We start from the raw sequence: 24623 nt of genomic DNA, 5'->3' as shown, positions 1-24623 counted from the left end.
CGATTCGACGGGACGGCGAGGGGTCTACGCGATGAGCTACTCGAGTTCAGGAATCCTCGACGCCCTGGAGTTCTCGCCGATCGGTGGAGGACCAGCGTACAGCGAGTCGGCGGGGAAGCTTCACCCCTCGGAGGCCGACGTCGAGGTATCGACCGCCGATGGGCTGCTCGAGGCGCTCGACGGCTCCAGCGACGTCATCGCGATCGCGAACGACGCGGTGATCGACCTCACCGGCGTCAACATGACCGACCTCGGCTCGAAGACTCTCGTCTCGTATCGTGGGTGGGACGGTCAGGACGGTGCGCTCATCTACACGGACAGCCGGGGCTACTACGGGAGCCGGCCGTACACGCTGTTCTACTCGTTCGGGAGCCCACGCGTGACCGGCCTCCGGATCCGCGGGGCGCGTTACGACGAGGAGTTCACCCGCTGGGACTACGCCGACAACCTCGCGCGCGGAATCATGCTCCGCGGTCCGGGCGGGGAGATCGACAACTGCGAGCTGTGGGGTTGGACGTGGAACGCAATTCATCTACGGGGAGAGGGCGAAGAGATGATCACCGAGGCGGAGGTCCACCACAACCACGTCCACCAGTCCTATCAACTCGGCTATGGCTACGGCGTGGCCATCTGGCGCGGATTCGGGGAGATCCACGACAACTACTTCGACGAGGTGCGCCGCTCGATCTCCGGTTACGGTTGGTGGAACTCGGGCTACGTCGTCGAGAACAACGTCTTCGGACCTCAGCACCAGTCCCACAGCATCGATATGCACTGTCTCGAAGAGAACGACGCGAGCGCGCGGGTCGGCGACGATCAGGACGATCCGAACTACGACCTCCGTGCCGGCGGTGAGATGGTGATACGGAACAACACCTTCACCTACGAGACGAACATCGACGGTGGTCCGGTCAACACGATCGCGATTCGGGGTGTGCCGTGGGAGGGCGTCTGGATCGAGGACAACCGCTTCACGCATCCGGAACGACCGCCGTACAACAGCGGGAACACGCAGGAGGGATTCGCCTGGCGCCAGGTCAATCTCAACCTCTCGGGGTGGGGCGACATCCCGCAAGACGACGAGGGCTACACGCTGAACTGGACCGACGAGGGCAACCAGTTCGCCGCGCCCGACACGCCGCGGGAGTCGGGCGTCGGCGCCCCGGTCGACCTCGGGGGCGGCGAGACGATCCTCACGGTCAGCGGGGGCGGGTCGCGGTCGTACTACACGTTCTCCGTCGACGGTGATGTCGAGAAGTCCGAGGCGTACGGCGGAACGATCAATCCGAATGACGAGATCACCGCCTACGATGGCGACGACCTCGACACAATCGTCGCGGGCTGGACAACCAACGAGCCGGATTCCTACGTCATCGACGGCGAGATCACAAGCCTCAGCGCCAGCGCCTCGCCCGACGTCTCGATCAACGGCGAAACGGTGAACCCCAATCAGTTCGGCGCAACGGTGATAACCATCGAAGGTCGGGGTGAGACGGCCAACTATGAACTCGAGTTCGCCGGCGACGTCGAGAAATCGACCACGTACGGCGGGACGATCAACTCCTACGACGAGATCAGCGACTCGACGGTGGCGGGCCGAACGACGCGCGAGCCGGACTCGTTCATCTTCACAGGTGAGATCACCGGGTTCAGCGCCGATTCGCCCGTCGACGTCTCGTTCAACGGCCAGCCCACCGGGCTCTGGTTCTAAGGCTCGAGCGATCCCTCCCGTGGCTCGATCCCCAGAGAGCGAACGGTCGTCCATTGTCGGTGATGCTCTTCGGAGAAGACGGGAGACGGATCGCTCCATTCGTAGTCTACACTCGCCGCGACGACGACGGTCGCTCGACCGAACAATCACTGGGGCGACGAAAGCGCCGTTCCGGACTCTACTTCGCCAGCAGTTCGACCGTGAGCCGCTCGTCGCCGTGTATCGTGATCTGCCGCGTCTCCTTCCGGTAGCCGTCCGCGGTGACGGTGAGTTCGTACTCGGTCGACTCCAACTGCGCCTCGAGCATCATCAACACGACCCCGCGTCTGTCGGTGTGGTCCGACCCGTGACCCGACACCGAGACCGTCGCCTTCTTGATCGGGCATCCACACGAGGCGTCCCGGACGATGACACACAGGTCGTCGTACCAGTCGATGTGAAGGGGGATCTGCAGCTTTTTCTCCGTCCCGTCGACCGTCAGCGTCTCAGAGACGGACTCCCATCGATCCTTCTCGACCCTCAGCTCGTAGGCGCCGGTCCCCACCTCGAACGTCACCACGCCCGATTCATCGGTCAGCTTCTCCTCTGTGCCGAGGGTCACGTGAACGTCGCTCATCGGGCCCTCCGCCTCCAGTCCGGTCACGGTGACGGTAACGAGACATCTCGTATCGACACCGTCCGAGCCGTCCTCGGAGTCGTCCGCCCTTGTAGGGCTGACCCCGATGGACAGCATTCCCGCTGCGACACCGCTCCCGATGACGACATCGCGTCTGGAGACCGGGTGACTCGGACCAGGCGTCGGCGACTGTGCGTCCGACGAAGCGTCCTCTGTGGATTCCATTGGATTCCCGTTAGAGGGGTTCCGGAACCGTATTATATATTCCGGAAGGAAATACAGTTGATGGAATCTCGTTTGCAATCGAGTAATAGTCGGAGTGTCTGTAGGTCCGACCGATCCGGTACGGAGTTCGTGGCGACCATCGTGCGACCTGTCACCTCGGTGTTTCGTGCAGACGATTGAATAACGAATCAAATATGTCTTCCACGCGAACTCAGAGGATTGAGACACGTGTTACCTGGTGAGATCTCCCGTGGCCGGACGATCGTGGTACTGACGCTGATGGCGTGCATCCTCCTCGTCGGTTATGCCGGCTGGGATACCGACGGTCCCTCCGAGGGCGAGGACGCCGAGAACGACGAGGGTGACGATCTGGAGAAAGCCGACGGCGAGGCCGATGACGACGGAGAGGAGGGACCGAACGCCGGAGAGAACGAGACGAACGGGAACGATCGTGAAGAGGGCAACGAGAGCCCCCCGCCGGAGGATGGCGGTGAGGGCGAACCCGCCGAGGAGTACGCCAGTCCCGACGAGATCCGACTCGCGGGAGTCACCCATATGGAGAGCGAGAGCTGACTCGATCACGACGAGATCACCCTCTCGAACACGAACGACGAACTCCCGCTCCCGATCGGCGGCTGGGAGGTCGAGACCGACAGCTCGGACCAGCGGATCTCGATTGAGGAGGGCGTCGTGATCGAGCCCGATGGGACCTACACGATCCAGTTCCAGAGGGGCGAGAAGGCCCTGAACGAGGACGGCGGCGTGATCCGTCTCTACGACGCCGACGGCGACCGCATCGGATCGTGGGATCACGTCGGCTCTCCTAGCGCGCCACCAGCGGCGAGCGACGCCGAGGACGTCGGGTACGTCCAGGTCATGGTCCTCGACGCGAGAAACGGAGAGGGAGAGGACGCGGAGGTCGTCCTCACCAACGAAAGTGGTGAGACGCTCGACGGAACCACCGACGGCGCGGGCGTGACGACGGTACAGGAGGTCCCGTACGGCGAGTACGAACTGACGATCACCCACGACGAGTACGCCGACCACGACGAGACGATCGTCGTCGACGAGGAGAGGACCGAGACGACGATCGAACTCGACCCATCCGAGACCGTTACCCGAACGTCGGCCGTGGAACCGACGAGCACGGTCGTCGTCCGATCCTCGCTGCACACACCTTCGTGAGCCGTCTCTGACCCCGAGTCTCCGGCCCCGCGACCGTCGACGACGTGGCTTCGAGCCGTCGATCGGTTCGACCCTATCGCGGCTCTGGTCCCGCCAGTCGTGCCATCGGTGTTCGGCGACTACTCGAGGCGCGCTCGGAACTCGGCGGTCGAATCGCGCCAGGCGGCGATCAGGTCGTCGTCGTTCTCGTCGTCCCACGGCTCGATCGCGTCCTCCGCGTCGAGGCACTCGACGGTCCGGCGAACGCCCTCCTCGAAAGGGATCGTATACTCGAAGTCGAGGTCGCGGCGGGCCTTCGCGTTGTCGAAGACGGTGCTGTACCGGAAGTGATCCTCGAGCATCCCCGTCCGATCCGGGACGGCGGCGACGAGCAGTTCGGTCGGGACGTGGACGAGGTCGGGTTCGGGCGCGCCGAGCGCGCTGGCGACCCGCCGGTGGTACTGGTTCCAGGTGATGACCTCCTCGCTCGTGACGTGGTAGGCCTCGCCGTAGGCCGTGCGGTTTCCGACCGCGTTCACGAACGCGCGGGCGACGTCCTCGCGGTGACAGGGGCCCCACAGCGAGGTGCCGTCGCCGTGGACGACGATCGGCTTTCCCTTCCGGATTCGATCGACGTAGTAGGTCCCGGTTCCGAGCGTGTGGAGTACGGGTCCGCCCTCGCCGTAGGTGCTCCAAGGCCTGATGACCGTCGTCGCGAACGCCTCGCCGTGGGCGTCGAGCAGGACGTCCTCGGCGGCCGCCTTCCTCGCGCCGTACTCGCTGACCGCGGGTTCGCGGGCGGCGCTCTCCGTAACGGGGTTGCGCTCTGGCGGCCGGTGGTAGACGTCGACCGTCGAGCAGAAGACGTACTGTTCGATCGCGTTCCCGAACGCCGAGACCGCCTCCTCGGCCCGTTCGGGGGTGAAACAGACCATGTCGATCACACAGTCGATCTCGAGCGCCCGGAGTTCGCGGAGCCGTTCGACGTCGTTTCGGTCGCCGTGGACGAACTCGACGGAGTCGGGGACCCGTGCGTCCGACTCGCCGCGGGTGAAGCAGACGACGTCGTGGTCGGCCGCGACGAGTTCCCGGGTGATCGCCGTGCTGATGAGTCCCGTCCCGCCGACGAGGAGTACTCGCATGGAGCGAGTTCACGCTCCGTCCGTATAACTCGCCACCCGGAGACGTCCTCCAGCGATGGGTCGTCGGAGGACGCGCCACGCTCCTCCGAACGCTTAAGCGGGGAACGACCGATCCCCCGCCATGAGATTCGGCGTGTACGCCAACCCACAGACGGCGACGCGGGAGAGCGGCCTCGAGCTCCGGGAAGGGATGCTCCGGATCGCGAGGACGGCCGACGAGTCGGGGTTCGACGGGGTGATGACGGGCCAACACTACCTCTCGGACTTTACGCAGCTACAGCTACTGCCCTTCCTCGCGCGACTCACCGGCGAGGTCGAGTCGATGGAGATCGCGACCGGCGTCGTTCTCCTTCCCCTCCATCACCCAGTCGAGATCGCGGAACAGATCGCCACGATCGATGCACTCCACGACGGGCGGACGATCCTCGGCGTCGGGGCAGGCTACCGGGACGTCGAGTTCGAGGCGTTCGACGTGCCCAAGCGCGAGCGCGTTCCCCGACTCGTCGAGGGGCTCGACCTCCTCCGGCGGTTGCTTACCGAGGAGCGCGTCAGCCACGACGGCGAGTTCTACTCGCTCGACGATGTCTCGATCCCGATCCGACCCGAGGACCCGCTACCGGTCTGGCTGGCCGCGAACTCCGATCGAGCCGTCGAGCGCGCCGCCCGTCTCTCGGACGCGTGGCTCGTCAACCCCCACTCGACGATCGACGAGATCGCGACGCAGAAACGCGAGCAGTACGATCCGATCCGAACGAGCCGTGGCGAGGACACCGCGGTGCCGGCGATCCGCGAGGCGTTCGTCGCTCCAACGAGTGAGGAGGCGCTCGAGATCGCCCGCGAACACCTCGAGGAGAAGTATCAACGGTACATCTCGTGGGGGCAGGACGAGGCGATGGAGGACGCTGCGGACCTCCACAGACCGTTCGACGAACTCGCGGAGGACCGGTTCCTGCTCGGAACGCCGGCGGAGGTCTGTGCGGAGATCGAACGCTACGAGGAGGAGTTCGACGCGAGCTACGTCGTCGTCCGTTCGCACTGGCCCGGCCTCCCCTACGAGCGCGCCTGCGAGTCGATCGAGCTGATGGGCGACGAGGTGCTGCCGAACGTCTGAGGGACGGACCGACGAGTCGTGGATCGATCGGCGGTCGCCTGCTCGGAACGGCCAACTCGCGGCTGTGAACCACGCTCCCGAGGAAGTCGCTGGAAGCCGGTCGATCCGGTACCGATCGGCCTCCCGAGCGCGTCGACGGTGCCGTATACCGGCCTCTCGAACGGTCCTACGGCTGCGCTTCGGCCGCCTCGGCGAGCCGTCGGGCGACGAACAGCAGCGTTCGCATCCGGCTCTCGAAGCCCACCGCGCCGGTTCGGAACGACGCCTCGGCGGCCTGCTCGGCCTCGTCCAGCACCCGAAGCGTCCGTTCGTCGTGATCGGCGTCGTCCACCGACTCGCGGAGCTCGCGATAGGTCGACCACGCGCCCGCGTACTCGGCCTCGTTCACCTGGAGTTCCGCCTCCTCGATCAGTTTCGCGTCGGGCACGGCGATGCTCATGACGCTTAGTATGACCGTTATGTAATAAATTTTATCCTTTTTGAGTTGATCGTCCGTCGGAGAACGCGCGTTCGTCGCCTCCTCACGCGTCGGGTACTTCGCTCGTCGGCACCGCCGCATCGCGGACTGCTCCCGAGTCCGGACGGGGGCGGGAACGGGTCGAGCCGTCGTTCGATCCCGGACCGGGCCCTGACCGTCGCATCTGCAGGCACAACGGCCAAGAGCCGACTCCACACACTACCTCCTCGAGCGGCGGTAACACACAGCGATGAACTGGAGCATCCACCACCGCAACCGCGGTACGACGATCGGAGTGACGGGTTCCGGAACCAGGATCGACCACCGCGACGGCGGCGTGAGGGCCGCCGTGTCGGATCGCCGAGAGGGGGCGGTAGCATGACCGCTCACCCGGAGGAGCGAGCCTCGAAGTCGATCGACGCCGATCCAGGAGGCTGGGAGCGGATCGCCTCCACGGCGCTCGGCGGGGCGCTCGTGTTGTACGGCCTCGGACGACGCTCGGTCGTCGGAACGGTAGCGGCGCTCGCCGGCGGGGTGCTGCTCTACCGGGGCGTTCGCGGGAGCGACCGTCCGTCCACTCCCGGGACGAGCGCCGGAGACGCCGCCGAAGGCCGCGAGAGCGGGGTAGAGGTGGAACGATCGGTCACCGTCGGGAGACCCGCGGACGAACTCTACGAGATCTGGCGGGATCCCCAGCAGCTATCGCGAATCGTGGGGCGGGCGGGCGAGGTGAGCGACGCGAACGACGACCGTCAGCGCTGGACGGTGGACGCTCCGCTCGGACGGAGCGTGGAGTGGGAGACTCGGATCGTCGAGGAACGGCCGGGCGAGCTCCTCCGCTGGGAGTCCCTCGAGGGTTCGAGGGTGTCCGGCGAGGGTTCGCTTCGGTTCCGGGAGGCGCCGGGCGATCGGGGGACGGAGGTGACGCTCAGCGTTCGCGTGGACCCACCGGGAGGTGCGCTCGGATCGTCGGTGATCGAGCGGCTGAACGTCGCGCCCGACGCGGTCGCGGGCGAGGCGCTGCGGCGCTTCAAGAGTCTCGCCGAGACCGGCGAGATCCCCTCGACCGAGCACAACCCCTCGGCTCGCGGACGCGGCGATCTCGTGTGAGGACGTCGGTCAGGGTCGCTCGGTAGCGAGGGGCTCCGGGACGTCCGTCGCGGTCCAACGCGGCCGGATCGAGACACCGGCGTTGCTGGCCTCACGTTCCGCGTCGGGAACCGGTAGACCGCTCGCGATCGGCGGTCGCCCGCCGTTGCCGAGAACTACCGGCGTTCGCGCGCCCCCCACTCCATGAGGCCGTCGTGGTCCGCGATGAGCCCGTCGACGCCCGCGTCGATGAGGACCTCGGCCTCGTACCAGGTCCTGGTCGTCCAGACGTTGACGTCGCGGCCGGCCTCGTGTGCCTCGGCGATCAGGTCGATCTCCTCGAACTCGGCGGGTACCCACTGTTCGTATTCGGGTTCCTCGGAGGCGAAAAAGGGCGTATCGAGGAGCATCGTCAGCGGCGGGTGGACCGCCTCGCAGTCGTACCGCTCCGTGACGTCCAGGCCCTCGGACAGGGACTCCCAGAGGAGGAACGCGGCCGGAACGTCCGGGACGATCTCCCGGGTTGCGGCGAGCGCACCCTCCCAGAACGTCGACACCAGCAGGTCGTTGTCGTGGTCCGTGGCGATCGCGTAGGCGTCCTCGAGCCACGCCCACTCCTCCCGTTCGTCCGCGGGATCGGACACCGACCCGTGGGCCACGTCCTCGGAGCCGGCCTTCACGTCGAGGTTCACGCCGATGTCCGGGGGAATGACGGCCATCACTTCCTCCAGTCTCGCCACCGTCTCGCCGCTTCTCAGCACCTCGGCCCCGAAGACGGTCTCGCTCAGCTCCTGAAAGACCTGGCCGCCGTCGAAGTCGGTGAGATCACACAGGGGGTCGTCGTGGAGGACCGCCACGTCGCCGTCGGCCGTCGGGGCGATGTCGATCTCGATCCACTCCGGCCGTCGCTGACCGAGCCATCCCTCCTCGCCGCTGTGAGAGGCGTACTCCGCCGCACTGACCGTGTTCTCGGGGTAGAGACCCGCGAACGCACGGTGGGCGATGAGCAGCGGCTCGTCGCGTTCCTGGGGCTTCTCCTCAGCCGCGTCTCCGGCCTCACTCCCCTCTTCGGCGGCCGCCCGGGTGCCGAGGGCACCGACGGAGAGCACGCCGGTCGTGCCCGCCAGGAACGTCCGGCGGCTGGTCGATGCGCGGTTCGTCCCGGTGGCCTCCTCGTCCCGCTGGTCGTGCACCATGGTTCGAAACGAGAGTAGACCATGATAAATTTAGGTGATAGTAGAGGGTATCGCTCCGGAGGAGACCGTATCGGCCGTCGGAGTCGGTTCAGTGATGGGAAATGGCGCGGTCGGAATCGACGCGGGAAACTACGAGGTGGGGCTGACGGGAGTCGTGGGGTTCCGAGCTTCCGGGATCCAGAACTCAGAGTCGGTCGTGAAACCACGACTCCGGATCGAGGAGGTCGTCCGCGGTGACGCGGATCGTCCGCGCGTCGATCCGCGTGACGCCCTTTGAGACCGGGACGAAGCCGCCGAGCGGGGGGAGGTACTTCCGGATCCACCCCGCCGTCCGGTCGATCTTCGAGACGTTCCGCGGCTCGTAGTACCGAGCTTCGAGCGTGTAGGGCGGCTCCAGCCCGGTGTACGGCGGAATCTCGCCGATCCGATCGACCGCGGCGGCGCCACCCCGACGGATCTCGGCACGGACTGCCTCGGGGTCGCGATGCTCGGCCGACTCGCGGCCCGAGCCCCGTTTGGTCGCGACGGTCTCGATCTCGGGGACGAACTGGCGGGCCTCGAGCGTCGCCTTGTCGTCGCCCGAGAGGAAGACCGTGGGGACGCCCTGTAGTCCCGCGAGCAGGGCGCGGCAGGCGAACTCGCCGACGAACGTTCCGTTGAGCTTGTAGTAGTCGATCGCCAACGAGGAGTAGGTGTGACAGAGCGGTGCGTTCGGCGAACCGGCCATCGCGTGTTGGCCGACGAACGCCATCGCGTCGTACGCCTCCATCTCGAAGTACGGTCGCCCCTCCCCGAGATACCGTGCATCGTCGAGGTCGGACTCGCGAAGCCCGCCGGTGCCGTGGCCGTCCCAGACGTCGATCGTGGCTCCGGGCTCGCTGGATCGAACGCCCGTGACGAACGCGTTGACCTCCCGGGCGAGCCGGTCCATCGCGGCTCCCTTGCGCTCCTCGCGAACCGTCCGGGTCTGTGAGAACGAATCGACCCCGGTGACGCCCTCGAGATCCGTGATCACCAGCAGATGCACGTACGGACGACCGCCGGGAGGGGAGGAAAGCGCTTCGAGACCGGACGCCGTCCGGAGCCGAAAAGCGGAGGCGAACGGACCGCCCTAACCCGGCGATCCGCCGTACCCCGGTAGAGCGTAGCGTACGCCCGTCGCCGGTCGAGGAGTCCGCCGGCGTTCTCCGGACCGGCCGATCGGCGATCGACGAACGCGTGGCTCCGGGCACGTCACTGTCGGGACTCGATGCGCTCCCAGTCGGCGTGCTTCCACTCGAGTCCGCGAGGGTTCGCCGGCGGGGACAGGGGACTGGCCGGGAGGCCGGCGCTCGGCTCCGGATCGTTGTACGCTCACGGCGCGACGTCGTTCGGCGCGTCGGGGTAGAACAGGGCCGCGAGCGCGTGGAGGTGCTGTCGGCCGACGCCCAGTTCGGTCTGGCCGCCGCCGTACATCCCGATCCCCTCGTCGAGGCAGTGCTCGATGAGCCCGAACAGCCGTTCGACGGACCCGCAACGCGACGGCTTGAGGTTGATCCACTCCGGCGTGAATGGGAGCGCCTCGACGCTCGCGGCGTCGGTGATCGGCGCGTCCCAACTGATCCGGTCCTCGCACCCCTCGAACAGCGACCGGGTCCCGTCGGTCAGGACCGGGTCCTCGATCAGGGCGTCGGGAAGCGCCTCGACGAGCGACCGGTAGAGCGTCGGATCCGCCGACTGATCCACCATCGTCCCCTCGTAGTGACCCTTCAGATCGACGATCCGGACGGCGCCGGTCGCCGCCAACCCGTCGACGAGCGCCGGCGTCCACGCCGACGCCGCGTCGAGCTTGAACTCCAGGTCGGGATCGATCTCGAGCCACCTCGCGACGCGGTCGAACGCCGGCGGATCGCCGAGCCGGGTGCTGACGAGGAACCGAACGGGGTCGTAGCTTCGATCGAGGGCGGTGGCGAGGTCGATCCCCGCCTGTTTGAGCGCGAGGTCGAGCGCGGCGCTCTCGAACGCCCACCGACGGTAGGCCCGCGACGCCTCCCGTGCGGGAGCGGCCTCCGGAAACAGGTCGATCCCCTCGAGCGTGGCGGAGAACTCCTCGACGGTGTACGTCCCCGGGAGCGGGAGGTCGGCCGGCGACTCGACGAACGACCGGTGGTCCGCCGCGTCGTACGTGACGTCCTCCCCGAGCCCCGTCTCGCCGCCGCCTCGAAGCGAGACGTGGGTGCTCGGACGGGTGAACCCCGGCGTCTCCGGTCGTTCGTCCTGAAGCGACAGGAGGACGCTTATCCTGGCGAAGTCGCCCGCACAGCTTCGCTCCCGAAACTCGAGGTCGCACCCCTCGATCTCGAGCGGGAGGTCCGCGACCCGGTCGTACAGTGACATGAAGAACCTACATCGCCGATCGACAAGAACCCTCCCGCCGGTCGCGATCGAGAGCCAAGCGCTCGGACGGCGACCACGGCGGGAGGCGTGGTCGTCGCTTCGAGGACTCCCTGTAATCGCAAGCGGCAGGCGTTTGCGAGTGGCGTCCCTCCATCGAACGGCATGCAAACGCTAGTCCACCTCGTCTCGGGAGACGAGACCGAACAGGAGACCGCGCTGAAGATCGCCAGAAACCTGCTGGACGACGAGAGCGGCGACATCGACGACGTCGCGATCGTCGCCCAGGCGGGCGGCATCGGGTCGGTGACGACCGACGGGGCCTACGAGGATCGAGTGGAGTCACTGCTGGCCGACGGCGTCGCCTTCAGGGCCTGCAGCAACACGCTCGCGGCGATGGACCTCGAGGAGTCCGACCTCATCGAGGGGGTCGAGACCGTCCCCGAGGGCGCCGTCGAGGCCACGCGCCTCCAGACCGAGGGGTACGCGTACCTCCGACCGTAGGAGCGCCACGACGCGTCGGCGGGTCGGCTACCAGCGCCCGTCGTCCCCGTCGGAGGGGTCGAATCGTCGGCTGAAGGGATCCGTTCGTCTCAGACCACACGGTTCACGAACGCGTCGGGCTCGTCGTTCGCGTAGGCGGCGAGGTTCGTCGCGAAGAGGGCGGCGATGCGGTCGGACTTGGCGGGCGTCGAACCCGCCATGTGCGGCGTCATGACGACGTTCGAGAGGTTCCAGAGCGGGGAGTCGTCCGGAAACGGCTCCTCGGAGAAGACGTCGAGCGCCGCCCCGCGGATCACGTCCTGCTGGAGCACGTACGCCAGCGCCTCCTCGTCGACGATCTCACCCCGGGCAATGTTGACGAGCACCGTATTCGACTTCATCGCGCTCAGCTCCCTGGTACCCAGTAGTCCGCGGGTCTCCTCGGTGAGCGGGCACGCGACGACCAGATAGTCGGCGCGCTTCAGCACCTCGAACAGCCCGTCGGGCGCGAACGCCTCGTCGACCGCGTCAGGGGCCGTCTCCGGGTGGGCCTTCGTCCCGATCACCGTCATGTCGAACGCCTTTCCGTAGTGGGCGACCCGTTCCCAGATCGCACCCAGCCCGATGATTCCGAGGGTCTTCGCCCGGATCTCGCCGCCCTCGTAGCGCTCCCAGACGTTCCGGGACTGCTGTCTGATCCCCGTGTGGATGCGGCGCTCGAAGGTGAGCAGGTACCCGAGCACCTGTTCGGCGACCGGCTCGGCGTGGACGCCCGCGGCGGTCGTCAGAACGATCCCGCGCTCCTCGAGCGCCTCGAGGTCGAAGAAGTCGACGCCGGCCGACAGCGCCTGCACCCAGCGGAGGTCCGGCGCGTCGTCGAGGAAGGAACTCGGGAGGAACGCCGCCAGGACGACCTCCGCGGATCCGAGCAGTTCCGCCGACTCGGGCGGGGTGCGTGCGACCCGGAGATCGACGTCCGGCACCGCCCGTTCGATCGACTCGCGTAGCTCGTCGGTGGACGCCCAATGGCTCGCATCGACCGTGTGTGAGAGGAGTACCTCCGGACCACTGCTCATGTTCCCGATCGTCGCGCCCGAGAACGAAATAGGTGAGCGACGCGACGGCGGTCCGAAGCGGGTCGCCCCGGTGACGGGAGGGCCGGAACTCGAACGAGGTATGGAAGTTCGGCCAGCGCCGAGGGATGAACCGACTGCCACGATACGAAATCGAGGAGGGTCGCCGTTCACCGCCTCGACCGTTCGAGGATCGCGTGGAACGGCTTCGATCGGCAAGGAGGGCTGGATGCACCCTGTAGCTTCACGCTCGGGAGCGATACTTCCGACTCACGGCCTTCCAGCGGCCCGTTCGGAACAGCCAGTAGTTGATCCCCCCGGGGACGAACGCCTCGAGCAGGAACGCGAGATAGAGACCGACGATCCCGAGCGGCGTGAACAGGCCGAGCGCCGCTGCCGGCAGGGCGAACGCGTACCGACCCAGCAGCGAGGCCACGAACGGGAGGCGGGTGTCGCCGGCACCCAACAGCGCGCCCGCCGCGGCCCCGTCGATTCCGAATCCGATCGAGCTGATCGCGCCGACGCCGATGAAGACCGCGGCCTGCGCGGTCTCGTCCGGTCCAGTGACGAACAGACCGGCGATCGGCTCGGCGAGCAACACGACCGGGACGGCCAACCCGACGTAGAGAACCAGGGAGAGCCGGACGATCGCCGCGCCGTAGGCGCCGGCCTCCTCCTCCTCGTCCGCGCCGAGGTGCCGGCCGACGAGGGAGCTCGAGGCGAGCGACAGCCCCCAGTTGATGCCGTTGATCAGGCTGCGCACCCGGCGACCCGCTTCGAAGGCTGCGACGATCGCCGGCCCGAACGTGGCGGCGATCCACAACAGCGGGAAGACGACGAGCCCCTCCGCGAGTCGCCGACCGATCTCCGGCAGCGAGACCTCCAGCAGTTGGCGGGCGATCCCCGGATCGAGCCAGGGGCCGGCCACCGTGATCGGGATCGGACTGGGGGCCATCCCCAACCCGCCGTAGGATCGGCCGGCCATCCCCCACGCGAGGACGCACGTCACGGATCCGGTCGCGGCAGTCGTGCCGATCGCCGCGCCGGCGACGCCCAGCCCGAACCCGAAGATGAGCGCGGCGCTGAGGACGACGTTGAGAAGCGCGCCGCCCGCACGCACCACCATCTCGGTGAACGTATCACCGACGCCCGTGTACGTCCGACTGGCGACGAGGTTGAGGAACTCGAGGGGCACCGCCGGGGCGACGAGGACGAGGTAGACGCTGCCGTGGCGAAGCGAGTCCGGGCTCGCGCCGAGGAGGCCGATCAGCGGTTCGGCGAACCCGGCGAAGAGGACGGCGATCGGCGTCGCCAGCACGAGCGCGACCAGGACGCTCTGGGAGACGACGGTCGACGCGCGGTCGTTTCGCTCGCCGCCGAAGTGCTGTGAGACGAGGCTGACGGTCCCGCCCGCAAGGCCGAGCCCCAGCATCAGCACTACCTCCCAATATGCTAGCGCGAACGCGAGACCTGCAGTGGCGGTCGTGCCGACGGCGACGCCGACCATCGCGAGGTCGGCGGTCTGTTTCGACATGATGGCGAACCCGGTGACGATCCGGGGCCAGGCGAGGTCCTTGGTCGGGTGGAACCGCTCGGCGTCGATGATCCCGGCGCGCTCGAGCAGGCCGGCGACGACGTCGATCACGGCCGTAGCTCGCCCCTCATCCATCGACCGTTTCGCCACCGACGACTTCCGTATGTCGTCTCGAAGCGCACCGAACTCGGGAAAAACGATTAGCGACCGGGTCGTGTATCCGGAGGCATGACACGACGAGTACTCGTCGCGATGACACAGTCCGAGGAGTCGGAGCGGGCGGTCGAGCACGCGGTTTCGACGTTCCCGGACGCCGAGATAACGGTCCTCCACGTGATCAACCCGAACACCTACTACGGCGCCGAGGGCGAGATGAGCTACCGCCACGTCGTGGAAACGGGCGAGGAGCGGGCCGAGGAGCTCTTCGAGATCGCGACGGAGATCGCGGAGCGCCACGGAGCGTCGATCGCGACGGAAACCGCGTTCGGAAACGCGCGACACGAGATCCTGGCCTACGCAAAGGAGCATGACGTCGATCAGATCGTCATGGGAAGCCGCGGCAGATCGGGGATCTCGAGGGCACTGCTGGGGAGCGTGGCCGAGGCGGTGACGAGACGCTCGCCCGTTCCGGTCACCGTCGTCAAGTGAAGCCCGGCGTTCGAAACCGCGCTCGCCAACGCGTCAGAATCGAGGGCGAGAGCGACGCTCGAATCTATGGCCTTTTCCCGCTGGCGGCGCACCTCCTCGCATGGGTATCGAACCTGGCGATCAGGCGACGATCGAGTACACCGGACGACTGACCGACGAGGACGGGATGGTCTTCGACACCTCACGCGAGCGCGTCGCCGAGGAGGCGGGCCTCGCCAACGCACAGCCCGACCGGGAGTTCGAACCGATCACGGTCGAACCCGGTGCGGGACAGCTCATCGAGGGGTTCGAGGAGGGGCTCATGGGGCTGGAGGAGGGCGACGCCGAGACCATTACCGTGCCGCCGGAGAAGGGCTACGGCGAGAAGAGCGACGACCGGATCATGGAGGAGGACCGAGAGGAGTTCGAAGGGCTGCTCGACGGTGAGACCCCCGAGGAGGGGATGATGATCCAGACCGAACAGCAGCAGGTCGGGGAGATCGTCCACGTCGACGAGGAGGTCGTCCGCATCGACTTCAACCACGAGCTGGCAGGCGAGACCCTCGAGTTCGACGTCGAGGTCGTGTCGATCGACTGATCGGGAAAGGCTCGTTCTCGCGGCAACGTTGCTCCGCGGATACATCGTCCGGACGATTCGAACGAGGGGCCCGAGCATCGCTGACCTACCGGGCCCGGCCGCCCTCGGGAGGGTGCTTGCCGCTCGTCCGAGATCCCGATCACAGAGGGGGATCAGGACCGAACCCGATCGGCGACGGAGACGACGCCGACACCGACCGTAGCGACCACGAGAACGACCAGGAAGAGGACGAAGAGCGCACCGACACCGGTCCCGTCGTAGCCGGCGGTCTCGGCCAGGCGTATCGCGCCGAGGACGACGGCCGATACGACGACGGCGGTCCAGAGCTTCCGTTTCGTCGGGACCGAATCGTCCATGGGTAATGGTAACACTGCTAATTATCTATAACGTTTTGGGCAGTAGTATTTATCGTAACTATTCCGACGGGGTAGTCACTTCACCTCGAAGGGGTGTCGGGACGGAACAGCAACGGTGGCCCGTCGCGGTTCTGCCCGTCGGACCGCTGATCGTACGCCGTCTCCCGATCGGCGTCCAGAACGAACGGTCCCTCCTCGGGGGTTCGCTTCGTCACCATCGCGGCACGGAAGACATACGAGGTGAGGACGGCGTACGGCGCGAGCGCGATGGTGTACGCGAGGCTGATGAAGACGGTCAGCGGCGCGTATCCGAGGACCGTCACGTTCGGATTCGCCGGATTCCCTATTACTCGAACCGTCCCGTTTATCGTCGCCCCCATACGCACCTCATAGCGAGGGATCGCAAAAAAAGCCGGTCGGGACGATAGCTCGGGGCTGGTTCGATCGCGTTGGCGTATCGGAATCGGTACGAAGGGAACTAGGAGCGATCGATCACGCGGTTCGATCGGCCCAGGGACGCAGGATCGCGTCGACGGCTTCGTTCATCGGCACATCGACGCCGACGTCGTCCGCGTGTCGAACGACGGAACCGTGGAGCGCGTCGAGTTCCATTCGCTTGTCGTGCGTGAGATCGTAGTGGAGCGACGAGTACATCCCCGGATCGAGATCGCGCGCGAAGTCGAGCCACTCGGCGACGGTCGATTCGGGCAGATCGACGCCCTCCGCCCGAGCGACCGCGGCCACCTCCTCCATGATCCGACGGTACATCGCCCACGAAGCGTCGGTCTCGCGGATCTCGCCCACCGGAAGCCGGGTCGTCGCCGTCATCCCCGCCTGCGCACAGATGAAGGTGAACTTCCGCCAGAGTTCGACGCGGATCTCGTCCGCGAGCACCGCCTCGATCCCCTCGCTCTCCGATAGGGCACGGTCGAGCGTCTCGATGCGGTCGGTTCGTCGGCCGTCGAGTTCGCCGACGACGAACCGGGCCGGACCGCCGGTGTGCTCGACGACACCCGGTTCCGCGATCGTCGAGAAGACGTAGGCGACGCCACCGACCACGTGCTCCTCTCCGATCGCGTCGGCGAGCCATCGCTCGTTGTCGACGCCGTTCTGGAACGACACGACGGCCGTCTCCTCCCCAAGAAGCGGGGACAGATCCGTGGCGGCGTCGCGGGTGTCGTACGCCTTTACGCAGAACAGCACGTAGTCACAGGGCCCGATGTCGGCCGGGTCGTCGGTCGCGGGTAGATCGACCGCGGCGTCCCCGAGGACGCTTACGACACGCAGCCCCTCGGATCGGAGCGCGGCGAGGTGCTCACCTCGTGCGATGAGGTGGACCTCGTGGCCCGCATCGGCGAGCCGAGCGCCGAGGTAGCCGCCGACCCCTCCGGCACCGAACACGGCAAATCTCATGTCCTCCGTACGGACGGACCGGTGAAATAGGTCACCGTCGTTTCGGCTCGCCTCCGTTCAGCAGGCCGTGTTCACCTGAACCGGGTGGTAGAGGGATTCCTTCATGCAGACGGCCGTCTGTAACGGCAGTCGTCGGACTCGGCGGTCCGTCGGACGGCGACCGGCGACGGTCGCCGAACCCTGTAGCTGGATCTCGACCGGTGTCACCCCCTCAACAGACGTGGCCACCCCCGTCGACCCACACCGTTTCGCCGGTGACGTACGAGGCCTCGTCGCTCGCGAGATACAGGTACGCGCCGGGGAGCTCCGCCGGCATCGCCGCCCGCAGCGGCAGATCCGGCGTCTCCCCGGTAGGACCCATCTCCTGTGCTTCCTCCTTCCAGCCCTCGCGGATCTCGGTGGCGACGGGACCGGGAGCGACGGCGTTCACCCGAACCCCCTCGCCCGCGAGTTCGAGCGCGGCGCTGCGCGTGATCATCCGGATCGCGCCCTTGGTCGCGGCGTAGTGCGAGTGGTCCCACGCGGCGCGTCCCTGCGTGTTCGAGGCCGTGTTGATGACGACGCCCGGCTCGCCGCGTTCGATCATGTCGTTCGCGGCCTTCTGGGTCCCGAAGAACGCTCCGCGGGCGTTGACCCCGTGGACCTGCTCGAACTCCTCGGGCGTGACGTCCCGGAACCGACGCTTGGTGTAGAAGCCCGCGTTGTTGATCATGACGTCGACGCCGGAGGACGACGTCCCACGAGCGGACGGGCCCTGCCCGTCAGCGCCGCCGAACTCGCGGGCCGCCTCGATGACGTCGTCGATCTGGTCGGGGTCGGAGACGTCACACTCGGCGTACGACGCCGTGCCGCCACGCTCGCGGATGGCCTCGTGTGTCGGTACCTCGGCGGCCGTGTCCTTCGGATCGGCGCGGACGTCCACGTTGAGCACCGTCGCGCCCGCCTCGCCGAACGCCAGCGCGACCGCGCGGCCGATGCCGGAGCTGCCGCCGGTGACGACGACCGTTTCGCCGGTGAAATCGGGATTGAGCGAACCCATGACGGAGGGATGGACGCGTACCACCTCAGCGTTGGTATGGCGGCGAAGCGGACGAGAAGCGTACGATCGGAGAGCTACCCGGATCCACGAACCACCCGATACGCGGACGAGCCCGTCGAACCGCGTTGGGTAGTGAGGGGATTCAGCGGGCGGACTGAATCCGGAGTGCGTCCCTTCCGAACGATCAGTCCGTGAGTCGGCGTCACTCGGGACGGTACATGCCCGTAGAGGATCGCTATCCGCCAGTATCGACGGTGGCCTGTCCGGTCAGTGGTCGAGTGTACCAGAACGCCCAGAGAATCAACACGCCCTGGAGGGGGAGTCGTCCCCAGCGAACGACGCCGGAGGGATCGCCACCGCCCGGTAGCCCCTCGATACCGACCCCGTGAGTCGCCATGTAGACGTTTGCTGGGAAGATCGCTACGAGCAACGCAACCGTCGCCCACGCTGCGTGCCGTCGAGTGCGAGGAATCAAGAGCCCGATCCCGACGGCTATTTCGGCGAGTCCGGACAGATAGACGAGTGCAAGCGCTGCTGGAAAGACCGGTGGGACGATCTGGACGTAGAGCTCGGGTACGACGAAATGCAAGACGCCCGCGACGACGTATGCCGATCCCATCAGATACACCAATGGGCGCTTGAGCCGGCGAAGGACTCCATTCATCGTTGCCGGATACTTCTCACGGAGGTGAAACGGTTTCGTCCACGGAGTGGCACAGTCGATGGGAGCGACCGGCCGTTGGCTCACGGAAAGTGAGATCGAACCGCCACACGCAGCCGTGTACGTGTACCGTGGAGACTCGAAACGAGACGTCGAAACCAGGGTCGTTCTCCGTCACGGCCACTCCGGTTCGACGCCGACGAGGTCGGCGCTGACGCGCCAGAGTCGCTCTCGGAACTCGGGATCGGTCGCGGCTGGCGCGGGCTCCTCCGGACCGTCCGTCCCGACGTACCGGCCGGAACGGCGTCCGTACTCGGGCGCCGTCGCGAGTTCGACGAGCCGGTCGGCACCCGTCTTGGGGGTCGTGCCGAACCCGGGGACCGCCGCGGCGATCCGCGCGAACAGCCGCGTTCGGAGCCCGGCGTTCCGGAACAGCCCCGTCGACGGGATGAACCCCGGGTGAAGGCAGTTCGCGACGATGGCGCTCCCGTCGTCGAGCCGGTCTGCGAGCTCGACGGTGAACGCGACGTTCGCCAGCTTCGACCGGGCGTAGGCATCGAGCGCGCTGTACTCCCGCTCCAGCCGGAGATCGTCGAAGTCGAGCTCTCCGCGGGCGTGGACCCCGGAGGCGGTGACGACGACGCGCGCGGTGGGCGCCCCGCGGAGCAGGTCCAGCAGGTCGTGGGTGAGCAGGTACGGCGCGAGGTGGTTGACGGCGAGGGTGAGCTCGACGCCGTCCTCGGTGATCGTGCGTTCCCCTTTCGAGAGTCCGGCGTTGTGGACGAGCACGTCGAGGCAGTCGTACGTGTTCGCGATCTCCGCGGCCAGCCGCCGAACCGCGCTCTGGGTCGCGAGATCCGCTCGATGGAAGCGAACCGCGCCGGCCGTCGACGTCGTCAGGTCGTCGGCGAGCTGACGACCGCGGGTCTCGTCGCGGCCGACGATCGCGACCGTCGCGCCTTCGGACGCCAGCTTCCGGGCGGCGACGGCGCCGATACCGCTCGTCCCGCCCGTCAGCAACACCGTCAGGTCGTCCCCGGGTCGGTCCATGGTCGGTGATCGCGGGCGAGGTACAAAACCGGTGGGAGCGCCCGCCGTGGCTCGGTCGATCCGGGGGACGTGTCGTCGTCACCCTCATTCGGATCGAGGCGTCTTCAGCTGTCGATGTGTCGGCTGCCTCGGTTTCGTTCGGTCTCCTCCCGACACAACGGAACGGAATGAAAGGACTTTTACCATGGTATGGCAACACACGACTATGGGCTATGAGTTACGCTGCCCCCGCTGTGGTTCGGGACCGCTGATGTCGGTCTTCGAGACGTTCGAGACGGCCGATGAGTTCCGCAACGAACTCGATCCCACGAACTGTCACTCGTGTGAGGAACGGATCAAGCCGGCGGTCGGCGTGGTTCCGGACACGTAATCGGAGCCAGCCAGTAGCGACGGCGGGGATGGGGCGCTACGAGGGGGAATCAGGCGTCGACGGACGTACCGGACACGGGCGGGCTGTGATTTCGGAACCGTGATACGGTCGCGTCCCGACGCTCGAGCCGAGAGATCGGACGTTCCATGACCGCTCCACACTACACCAGCACCAGCCGACGCACGCTTTTGCGAGCCACCGGGGTGCTCAGCGTCCTCTCCACCGCCGGCTGCGTCGATGACTTCGACGACGGCGACGGCTCGGCGTCGAACGGTGGCGACAATGACGGCGGGGACGAGGGGACCGAGGGAGGTTCTACTAGCGGATTCGAGGTCGAGGAGGTACTCGAGGGGCTCACCCACCCCTGGGGGCTCGCGTTCCTGCCCGATGACTCGCGAGCGCTCGTCACCGAGCGTTCCGGTCGCCTGGCGCTCGTCGACCGCGAGGATGGTGGCCTCGAACCGGTCGAGGGTACGCCGGAGGTGTACGCGGAGGGCCAGGGCGGCCTGCTCGACGTGACGCCGCATCCCGAGTTCCCTGAGGAGCCGTGGGTCTACCTGACCTACGCCGCGACGAACGACGAGGGCGAGTCGGCCACCCATCTCGGGCGGGGCCGGCTCGAGACCGACGGGCCGCGACTCGCGGGGTTCGAGGTGCTGCACGTGGCGGAGCCGTTCGTCGACTCGGACGCTCACTTCGGCTCGCGGATCGTCTTCGGCGAGGACGACCTGCTCTACATGACGACGGGCGACCGCCAGTCCAAGGAGTTCGGCCCCGACCACGTCGCCCAGGACACGTCGAACGAACTCGGCGCCACGCTGCGGCTCACGCCCGACGGCTCGATCCCTGAGGGGAACCCGTTCGTCGACGATCCCGATGCGGAGGACGAGATCTTCAGCTACGGCCACCGGAATCCCCAGGGGATGACGCTCCACCCCGAGACGGGCGCGATCTGGCAGAGCGAGCACGGCGAGGGGGACGGCGACGAGATCAACGTCATCGAGGCGGGGGGCAACTACGGCTGGCCCGTCGCGACCTACGCCTGTCACTACGGATCGGAGGAACCGCTCGGCGACCGACCCCCCGAACGCGAGGACATGGTGGAGCCGGTCCACTACTGGGAGTGTGGCACCGGCGGCTTCCCGCCGGCCGGAATGACCTTCTACGACGGCGAGGCGTTTCCCGACCTGCAGGGCGACCTGCTCGTCGGGAACTTAGCCGAGGAGTACCTCGGTCGGCTCGCCGTCGACGGTACCGACCTCGAGGAGGTCGAGCCTCTGCTGGACGGGCGCGGCTGGCGGATCCGCGAGGTCGCGGTCGCGCCCGATACGGGTCACCTCTACGTGCTGGTGGACGCCGAGGACGCGCCGCTCGTTCGCCTGGTACCGGAATAACAAATGACGATCGTGTCGAAACGACATGGAGATGGAGATCAATATCGCGTATCTGCTGGAGCCGGATCGAAGCCACACATGCGTAGTCCGTCTACTTCTGGGCGGTGAGTTGGAAGGCGGTTCGACGCGGGACAATATACACTCGTAGTTCGCCTGGAACCCCTCTAGACCAGACCACCCATATTCCGCTATGACGATCTCTGTGAGGACCTGACTGCGCCGATTCGGTGTTCGCGGATAAAGGCGTGCTCGGAGTGGGCGAACGGACGATTCAAACGCTCGTAGGCAACTTGAGACCGGGGAAGGGGTGACTACTCTGATCGTGAGAGTCAGTCTTGAAACACACGAAGAATCCTTATTCAGTCTTAAGTTGATATTTGGTGATGTTACCGACATTTCACCGTAGGATTAGCGGGCTGTACTGCAACCGCCAGCGAGCCGCCCACGGCCACACATTCGAACACACGTTCGACTCACCCGGCGTTTACAAGTACTACTGTACGCCCCACGTGGCGATGGGCATGAAGGGAGCAATCTTCGTCGGCCTCGAGTAGACGTCTCTCGAACTCCACACGCATTCTCAAAACGAGGCAGCGATGAGAGTGTCTCTACTTGGCATCCAGCAAGACGAAGGCTAGATCTGTACTTTGGGCCCTGACACGAACGCTGTTCGCAGCTCGGTGATAGTTGCTTCGGAGTTGGGAGGTAGATGGGGAAACGCGCGTTCGCAGAATCACCATGCACCAAGGGTGCCAGGTCGCCAGTCGAAGCCCGTGGTGGACCTCCGAGGTTGTCGCGAGCTCTCGTTTGAGAGGGCAAGACATCAATCCTCGAACGCGTTACGGCCTGCCCTGGCGGCGGTCTCAGGCCTCTGCAGGTAATCCGCCGTCCGCCGATGGCATCGAACACGGCACCGTTGATCTCGATCGGAAATCAGCTCCCAAATGTGAGAATACGGCCGTCGTTCGTGCTGTCGATACAAAAATGGATTCGCCGAATTGGAAGAGCTCGTACGATAGAAGCGTGGGTTCACCGCCGAAGTCCAAGCGAAGAAGAGAGACCGGTTACACGCCAGCAGTACCGATCGTTCCAGTCACTGTCTGAGCGGCAGCGCCCTCAGACTCAGCCGATTCCAGGTCGATCGTCCTCTCAGTGGTCTCCTCGTTGACTGTGATCGTCTCGGAGTGGGTCGTATACTCATCGTGTTCGACGGTCAACTCGTACTCACCATACGAGATGTCTCGAATCGTAGTCACTCCGGCTCCATCAGTACTGCCCGTCAGTTGCGTATCTCCGTCTTCGAGAACGACGTTCGCATTCTCGACGCCTTCACCACTCTCTGCATCGATGATCTCGAACTGAACGTATCCTTGCTCGTCTCCCTCATCCGATGCAGGCGGGCTGCTAGGCGAGCCCACGTGATCCCAGGAGCCGACATGATTCCCCTCCGCGTCGTAGAGGTGAACGACCCCGCCGTCCTCGTTGAGTACCTTTTCTCCGTCCTCGAGCTGGATGGTCCGGGTGTCTCCGGGCTCAATGACGGTCCCCTCATCGATGGAGATGCGCTGATCAGTCCCCTCGAACGCGATCTCCCAGCCGCCGATCGGGAGCGCGAGTTCATCGTTGGTGTTGGCTAACGTGATCTCATCGCTGTCGAGGTCGGAGTCACTCTCCATGTGGGTTACCCCATCGACGCGAATGTCGTCGGGACTCGCGTACTCAGTGGCTTCGTCGGTGTCGTCCGTTTGGTCACTCTGGTCCGTTTCGTCGGTATCAGTGGTCTCCTCGGTCTCGTTGGTTTCGGTAACCCCGGAGGCGTTCTCCGGTGTGGAGCTCGTGTTGACATCCGACTCGGTTTCGTTCGTCTCGTCACCATCCTCTGCGCCCGGCGGGTCTTGCTCCGCCTCCGTTGTGTTGTTGGTCTCCTCCGGGGTAGCAGTCGTGTTGTTCGCCTCCGCGAGATCGTCGGTCGTGTTGTTCGCTCCGTCGGTCTCGTTGGTACCGTTGGTCTCGTTGTTTTCTACGGTAGAATCATCGACACCTAGCCCGGAACAACCGATGAGGAGGACACAGCCTATTACTACGAGAATTGCGACCGTTCGTGGGTTCGGAGATGTTATTCTATTCATGTGACGGTCTACGTATCTAATATGGATTTTACCCACTCTACCATGAAAGTATCTACATAGAAGTCGAGTAGTGACGGTCGCTGAACGAGCCCGTCGAGCAGGAGCCGAACGCAGTTACGCGTATGCCCGCAGCCAGAGCACGACCAAGACGACCAGACCACGCCCGATATCAGATCCTGCGTGTCGTCGATATCACATCTTAGACGGTCCTACAGATGAGATGCCGACATGGCATCGTAGTGCAGGATATCATGGTTGGAGACGGTTGCTTAATCGATCCATCTGTTTCGAGAACGAATTTATCATCTATTTACCTGAGCTACTTCAGAACATATATTACAGTAGCGGAACGGGTCTAATGAGACTTGGATGAACTCTGCAGACGACACTACTCAGACAACTCGCACCTCACAACCGGACGCACGTCTTCCGATCTCCCGACGGGACGTCCTCCTCACCGGCACTGCTGGCGTCGGGCTGATCGCGTCGTCAGGCGTTTCAGGCGCGACCAACCATGAGACGTCATCGGAATCGGAGGACTCCTCGAGCATGGATCTCAATACCATCCTGGTGACTGGTCTTGAAATCGACGGTCCCTTAGAAGATTGTGTTGTGGAGTACCAAAACGAGCGAAAGGAAACCGACGAGTCGGGAACCGTTGACTTTCAAATCAGCGAAGACTCCGCTGAAGTAACGCTGGAAAAGGAGGGATGGCAGAACAAAACAGAGACGGTAGAGGCGGGTGAAACCGATCAGGAGATACACGTCCCAATGTACGTCGTCAATACGCTCGACCCCTAGACGGACTCCTG

26 protein-coding genes and 1 pseudogene are annotated in these 24623 nt (G+C 65.8%); 12 read left to right on the top strand and 15 right to left on the bottom strand.

Going from position 1 to position 24623, the window contains the following annotated elements:
• The first annotated feature begins 31 nt into the window (after positions 1 to 31).
• Positions 32 to 1711, top strand: a complete 1680-nt coding sequence (locus tag V0Z78_RS04270; RefSeq protein ID WP_336343383.1) for a hypothetical protein — start codon at positions 32 to 34, stop codon at positions 1709 to 1711.
• Positions 1712 to 1889: 178 nt separating this feature from the next.
• On the opposite strand, the gene V0Z78_RS04265 is transcribed toward V0Z78_RS04270, so the two are convergent.
• Positions 1890 to 2630, bottom strand: coding sequence for a peptidase associated/transthyretin-like domain-containing protein (locus V0Z78_RS04265; RefSeq protein WP_336343382.1), 741 nt, complete (start codon positions 2628 to 2630; stop codon positions 1890 to 1892).
• 186 nt (positions 2631 to 2816) lie between these two features.
• Between V0Z78_RS04265 and V0Z78_RS04260 the strand changes: the two genes are divergently transcribed.
• Together V0Z78_RS04260 and V0Z78_RS04255 are read left to right on the top strand one after the other, a co-directional pair.
• Positions 2817 to 3125 carry a hypothetical protein gene (locus V0Z78_RS04260; protein WP_336343381.1) on the top strand — a complete coding sequence of 103 codons (309 nt, stop codon included), beginning with the start codon at positions 2817 to 2819 and terminating at the stop codon, positions 3123 to 3125.
• A 117-nt stretch (positions 3126 to 3242) separates the two neighbouring features.
• Positions 3243 to 3737, top strand: a complete 495-nt coding sequence (locus V0Z78_RS04255) for a carboxypeptidase-like regulatory domain-containing protein (protein ID WP_336343380.1) — start codon at positions 3243 to 3245, stop codon at positions 3735 to 3737.
• 119 nt (positions 3738 to 3856) lie between these two features.
• Here the strand turns inward: V0Z78_RS04255 and V0Z78_RS04250 are convergent, their stop codons facing one another.
• A complete protein-coding gene (locus tag V0Z78_RS04250; RefSeq protein ID WP_336343379.1) occupies positions 3857 to 4858 on the bottom strand; it encodes an NAD-dependent epimerase/dehydratase family protein in 1002 nt (333 codons plus the stop codon).
• A gap of 121 nt (positions 4859 to 4979) precedes the next feature.
• On the opposite strand from V0Z78_RS04250, the gene V0Z78_RS04245 reads away from it, so the two are divergent.
• Positions 4980 to 5969: an LLM class flavin-dependent oxidoreductase gene (locus V0Z78_RS04245; RefSeq protein ID WP_336343378.1), complete on the top strand. Its 990-nt coding sequence runs from the start codon at positions 4980 to 4982 to the stop codon at positions 5967 to 5969.
• A 166-nt stretch (positions 5970 to 6135) separates the two neighbouring features.
• Here the strand turns inward: V0Z78_RS04245 and V0Z78_RS04240 are convergent, their stop codons facing one another.
• Positions 6136 to 6408, bottom strand: a complete 273-nt coding sequence (locus V0Z78_RS04240; RefSeq protein ID WP_336343377.1) for a hypothetical protein — start codon at positions 6406 to 6408, stop codon at positions 6136 to 6138.
• Positions 6409 to 6804: 396 nt separating this feature from the next.
• Here V0Z78_RS04240 and V0Z78_RS04235 point away from each other — a divergent pair, with 396 nt between their 5' ends.
• Positions 6805 to 7536 carry an SRPBCC family protein gene (locus tag V0Z78_RS04235; protein ID WP_336343376.1) on the top strand — a complete coding sequence of 244 codons (732 nt, stop codon included), beginning with the start codon at positions 6805 to 6807 and terminating at the stop codon, positions 7534 to 7536.
• A 155-nt stretch (positions 7537 to 7691) separates the two neighbouring features.
• On the opposite strand, the gene V0Z78_RS04230 is transcribed toward V0Z78_RS04235, so the two are convergent.
• From V0Z78_RS04230 to V0Z78_RS04220, 3 genes and pseudogenes are all read right to left on the bottom strand, one after another.
• Entirely contained in the window at positions 7692 to 8711 is a 1020-nt protein-coding gene (locus tag V0Z78_RS04230; RefSeq protein ID WP_336343375.1) for a glycerophosphodiester phosphodiesterase, read from the bottom strand.
• Between the two features lie 184 nt (positions 8712 to 8895).
• Positions 8896 to 9738 (bottom strand): M55 family metallopeptidase, encoded by an 843-nt coding sequence (locus V0Z78_RS04225; RefSeq protein ID WP_336343374.1) that lies wholly within the window; start codon positions 9736 to 9738, stop codon positions 8896 to 8898.
• A gap of 206 nt (positions 9739 to 9944) precedes the next feature.
• Positions 9945 to 11087, bottom strand: a pseudogene (locus V0Z78_RS04220) (hypothetical protein).
• A 162-nt stretch (positions 11088 to 11249) separates the two neighbouring features.
• On the opposite strand from V0Z78_RS04220, the gene V0Z78_RS04215 reads away from it, so the two are divergent.
• Complete coding sequence (locus V0Z78_RS04215) at positions 11250 to 11588, top strand: DsrE family protein (protein WP_336343373.1); 339 nt, start codon at positions 11250 to 11252, stop codon at positions 11586 to 11588.
• 89 nt (positions 11589 to 11677) lie between these two features.
• Here the strand turns inward: V0Z78_RS04215 and V0Z78_RS04210 are convergent, their stop codons facing one another.
• Entirely contained in the window at positions 11678 to 12643 is a 966-nt protein-coding gene (locus V0Z78_RS04210) for a D-2-hydroxyacid dehydrogenase (protein WP_336343372.1), read from the bottom strand.
• Positions 12644 to 12884: 241 nt separating this feature from the next.
• Positions 12885 to 14309 carry an MATE family efflux transporter gene (locus V0Z78_RS04205; RefSeq protein WP_336343371.1) on the bottom strand — a complete coding sequence of 475 codons (1425 nt, stop codon included), beginning with the start codon at positions 14307 to 14309 and terminating at the stop codon, positions 12885 to 12887.
• 93 nt (positions 14310 to 14402) lie between these two features.
• Between V0Z78_RS04205 and V0Z78_RS04200 the strand changes: the two genes are divergently transcribed.
• Both V0Z78_RS04200 and V0Z78_RS04195 read left to right on the top strand, forming a co-directional pair.
• Positions 14403 to 14822, top strand: a complete 420-nt coding sequence (locus tag V0Z78_RS04200; RefSeq protein ID WP_336343370.1) for a universal stress protein — start codon at positions 14403 to 14405, stop codon at positions 14820 to 14822.
• A 100-nt stretch (positions 14823 to 14922) separates the two neighbouring features.
• Positions 14923 to 15399, top strand: a complete 477-nt coding sequence (locus V0Z78_RS04195; protein ID WP_336343369.1) for an FKBP-type peptidyl-prolyl cis-trans isomerase — start codon at positions 14923 to 14925, stop codon at positions 15397 to 15399.
• Between the two features lie 152 nt (positions 15400 to 15551).
• On the opposite strand, the gene V0Z78_RS04190 is transcribed toward V0Z78_RS04195, so the two are convergent.
• From V0Z78_RS04190 to V0Z78_RS04165, 6 genes are all read right to left on the bottom strand, one after another.
• Positions 15552 to 15755, bottom strand: a complete 204-nt coding sequence (locus tag V0Z78_RS04190) for a hypothetical protein (protein WP_336343368.1) — start codon at positions 15753 to 15755, stop codon at positions 15552 to 15554.
• An 80-nt stretch (positions 15756 to 15835) separates the two neighbouring features.
• Positions 15836 to 16078 carry a hypothetical protein gene (locus V0Z78_RS04185; RefSeq protein WP_336343367.1) on the bottom strand — a complete coding sequence of 81 codons (243 nt, stop codon included), beginning with the start codon at positions 16076 to 16078 and terminating at the stop codon, positions 15836 to 15838.
• Between the two features lie 169 nt (positions 16079 to 16247).
• Positions 16248 to 17168, bottom strand: a complete 921-nt coding sequence (locus tag V0Z78_RS04180) for a 2-dehydropantoate 2-reductase (protein ID WP_336343366.1) — start codon at positions 17166 to 17168, stop codon at positions 16248 to 16250.
• Positions 17169 to 17379: 211 nt separating this feature from the next.
• Positions 17380 to 18207: an SDR family NAD(P)-dependent oxidoreductase gene (locus V0Z78_RS04175; RefSeq protein ID WP_336343365.1), complete on the bottom strand. Its 828-nt coding sequence runs from the start codon at positions 18205 to 18207 to the stop codon at positions 17380 to 17382.
• Positions 18208 to 18442: 235 nt separating this feature from the next.
• A complete protein-coding gene (locus tag V0Z78_RS04170; protein WP_336343364.1) occupies positions 18443 to 18826 on the bottom strand; it encodes a DoxX family protein in 384 nt (127 codons plus the stop codon).
• 216 nt (positions 18827 to 19042) lie between these two features.
• Positions 19043 to 19918, bottom strand: coding sequence for an SDR family NAD(P)-dependent oxidoreductase (locus tag V0Z78_RS04165; RefSeq protein ID WP_336343363.1), 876 nt, complete (start codon positions 19916 to 19918; stop codon positions 19043 to 19045).
• A 205-nt stretch (positions 19919 to 20123) separates the two neighbouring features.
• Between V0Z78_RS04165 and V0Z78_RS04160 the strand changes: the two genes are divergently transcribed.
• The 3 genes from V0Z78_RS04160 (at position 20124) to V0Z78_RS04150 (ending at position 22236) form a co-directional block, all read left to right on the top strand.
• Positions 20124 to 20288, top strand: a complete 165-nt coding sequence (locus tag V0Z78_RS04160; protein WP_336343362.1) for a hypothetical protein — start codon at positions 20124 to 20126, stop codon at positions 20286 to 20288.
• 146 nt (positions 20289 to 20434) lie between these two features.
• Positions 20435 to 21682 carry a PQQ-dependent sugar dehydrogenase gene (locus tag V0Z78_RS04155; protein WP_336343361.1) on the top strand — a complete coding sequence of 416 codons (1248 nt, stop codon included), beginning with the start codon at positions 20435 to 20437 and terminating at the stop codon, positions 21680 to 21682.
• Positions 21683 to 22065: 383 nt separating this feature from the next.
• On the top strand, positions 22066 to 22236 hold the full coding sequence (locus V0Z78_RS04150) for a plastocyanin/azurin family copper-binding protein (protein WP_336343360.1): 171 nt from the start codon (positions 22066 to 22068) through the stop codon (positions 22234 to 22236).
• 510 nt (positions 22237 to 22746) lie between these two features.
• Here V0Z78_RS04150 and V0Z78_RS04145 read toward each other — a convergent pair.
• A complete protein-coding gene (locus V0Z78_RS04145; protein ID WP_336343359.1) occupies positions 22747 to 23811 on the bottom strand; it encodes a carboxypeptidase regulatory-like domain-containing protein in 1065 nt (354 codons plus the stop codon).
• A gap of 549 nt (positions 23812 to 24360) precedes the next feature.
• On the opposite strand from V0Z78_RS04145, the gene V0Z78_RS04140 reads away from it, so the two are divergent.
• Positions 24361 to 24612: a hypothetical protein gene (locus tag V0Z78_RS04140; protein ID WP_336343358.1), complete on the top strand. Its 252-nt coding sequence runs from the start codon at positions 24361 to 24363 to the stop codon at positions 24610 to 24612.
• Positions 24613 to 24623 lie beyond the last annotated feature (11 nt).

Source organism: Halalkalicoccus sp. CG83 (assembly GCF_037081715.1).
Lineage (GTDB): Archaea > Halobacteriota > Halobacteria > Halobacteriales > Halalkalicoccaceae > Halalkalicoccus > Halalkalicoccus ordinarius.
The sequence above is the reverse complement of the archived record's forward strand: the minus strand, read 5'-3'. Positions and strand labels throughout refer to the sequence as shown.

What these genes read in the sequence shown, in the direction of transcription:
- V0Z78_RS04180 (WP_336343366.1), bottom strand. Translation starts at nt 17,168, where the DNA reads ATGAGATTTGCCGTGTTCGGTGCCGGAGGGGTCGGCGGCTACCTCGGC.
- V0Z78_RS04175 (WP_336343365.1), bottom strand. Translation starts at nt 18,207, where the DNA reads ATGGGTTCGCTCAATCCCGATTTCACCGGCGAAACGGTCGTCGTCACC.
- V0Z78_RS04230 (WP_336343375.1), bottom strand. Translation starts at nt 8,711, where the DNA reads ATGGTGCACGACCAGCGGGACGAGGAGGCCACCGGGACGAACCGCGCA.
- V0Z78_RS04140 (WP_336343358.1), top strand. Translation starts at nt 24,361, where the DNA reads ATGGATCTCAATACCATCCTGGTGACTGGTCTTGAAATCGACGGTCCC.
- V0Z78_RS04210 (WP_336343372.1), bottom strand. Translation starts at nt 12,643, where the DNA reads ATGAGCAGTGGTCCGGAGGTACTCCTCTCACACACGGTCGATGCGAGC.
- V0Z78_RS04270 (WP_336343383.1), top strand. Translation starts at nt 32, where the DNA reads ATGAGCTACTCGAGTTCAGGAATCCTCGACGCCCTGGAGTTCTCGCCG.
- V0Z78_RS04200 (WP_336343370.1), top strand. Translation starts at nt 14,403, where the DNA reads ATGACACGACGAGTACTCGTCGCGATGACACAGTCCGAGGAGTCGGAG.
- V0Z78_RS04235 (WP_336343376.1), top strand. Translation starts at nt 6,805, where the DNA reads ATGACCGCTCACCCGGAGGAGCGAGCCTCGAAGTCGATCGACGCCGAT.
- V0Z78_RS04150 (WP_336343360.1), top strand. Translation starts at nt 22,066, where the DNA reads ATGTTACCGACATTTCACCGTAGGATTAGCGGGCTGTACTGCAACCGC.
- V0Z78_RS04215 (WP_336343373.1), top strand. Translation starts at nt 11,250, where the DNA reads ATGCAAACGCTAGTCCACCTCGTCTCGGGAGACGAGACCGAACAGGAG.
- V0Z78_RS04245 (WP_336343378.1), top strand. Translation starts at nt 4,980, where the DNA reads ATGAGATTCGGCGTGTACGCCAACCCACAGACGGCGACGCGGGAGAGC.
- V0Z78_RS04165 (WP_336343363.1), bottom strand. Translation starts at nt 19,918, where the DNA reads ATGGACCGACCCGGGGACGACCTGACGGTGTTGCTGACGGGCGGGACG.
- V0Z78_RS04155 (WP_336343361.1), top strand. Translation starts at nt 20,435, where the DNA reads ATGACCGCTCCACACTACACCAGCACCAGCCGACGCACGCTTTTGCGA.
- V0Z78_RS04145 (WP_336343359.1), bottom strand. Translation starts at nt 23,811, where the DNA reads ATGAATAGAATAACATCTCCGAACCCACGAACGGTCGCAATTCTCGTA.
- V0Z78_RS04205 (WP_336343371.1), bottom strand. Translation starts at nt 14,309, where the DNA reads ATGGATGAGGGGCGAGCTACGGCCGTGATCGACGTCGTCGCCGGCCTG.
- V0Z78_RS04250 (WP_336343379.1), bottom strand. Translation starts at nt 4,858, where the DNA reads ATGCGAGTACTCCTCGTCGGCGGGACGGGACTCATCAGCACGGCGATC.
- V0Z78_RS04160 (WP_336343362.1), top strand. Translation starts at nt 20,124, where the DNA reads ATGGGCTATGAGTTACGCTGCCCCCGCTGTGGTTCGGGACCGCTGATG.
- V0Z78_RS04195 (WP_336343369.1), top strand. Translation starts at nt 14,923, where the DNA reads ATGGGTATCGAACCTGGCGATCAGGCGACGATCGAGTACACCGGACGA.
- V0Z78_RS04170 (WP_336343364.1), bottom strand. Translation starts at nt 18,826, where the DNA reads ATGGGATCGGCATACGTCGTCGCGGGCGTCTTGCATTTCGTCGTACCC.
- V0Z78_RS04190 (WP_336343368.1), bottom strand. Translation starts at nt 15,755, where the DNA reads ATGGACGATTCGGTCCCGACGAAACGGAAGCTCTGGACCGCCGTCGTC.
- V0Z78_RS04240 (WP_336343377.1), bottom strand. Translation starts at nt 6,408, where the DNA reads ATGAGCATCGCCGTGCCCGACGCGAAACTGATCGAGGAGGCGGAACTC.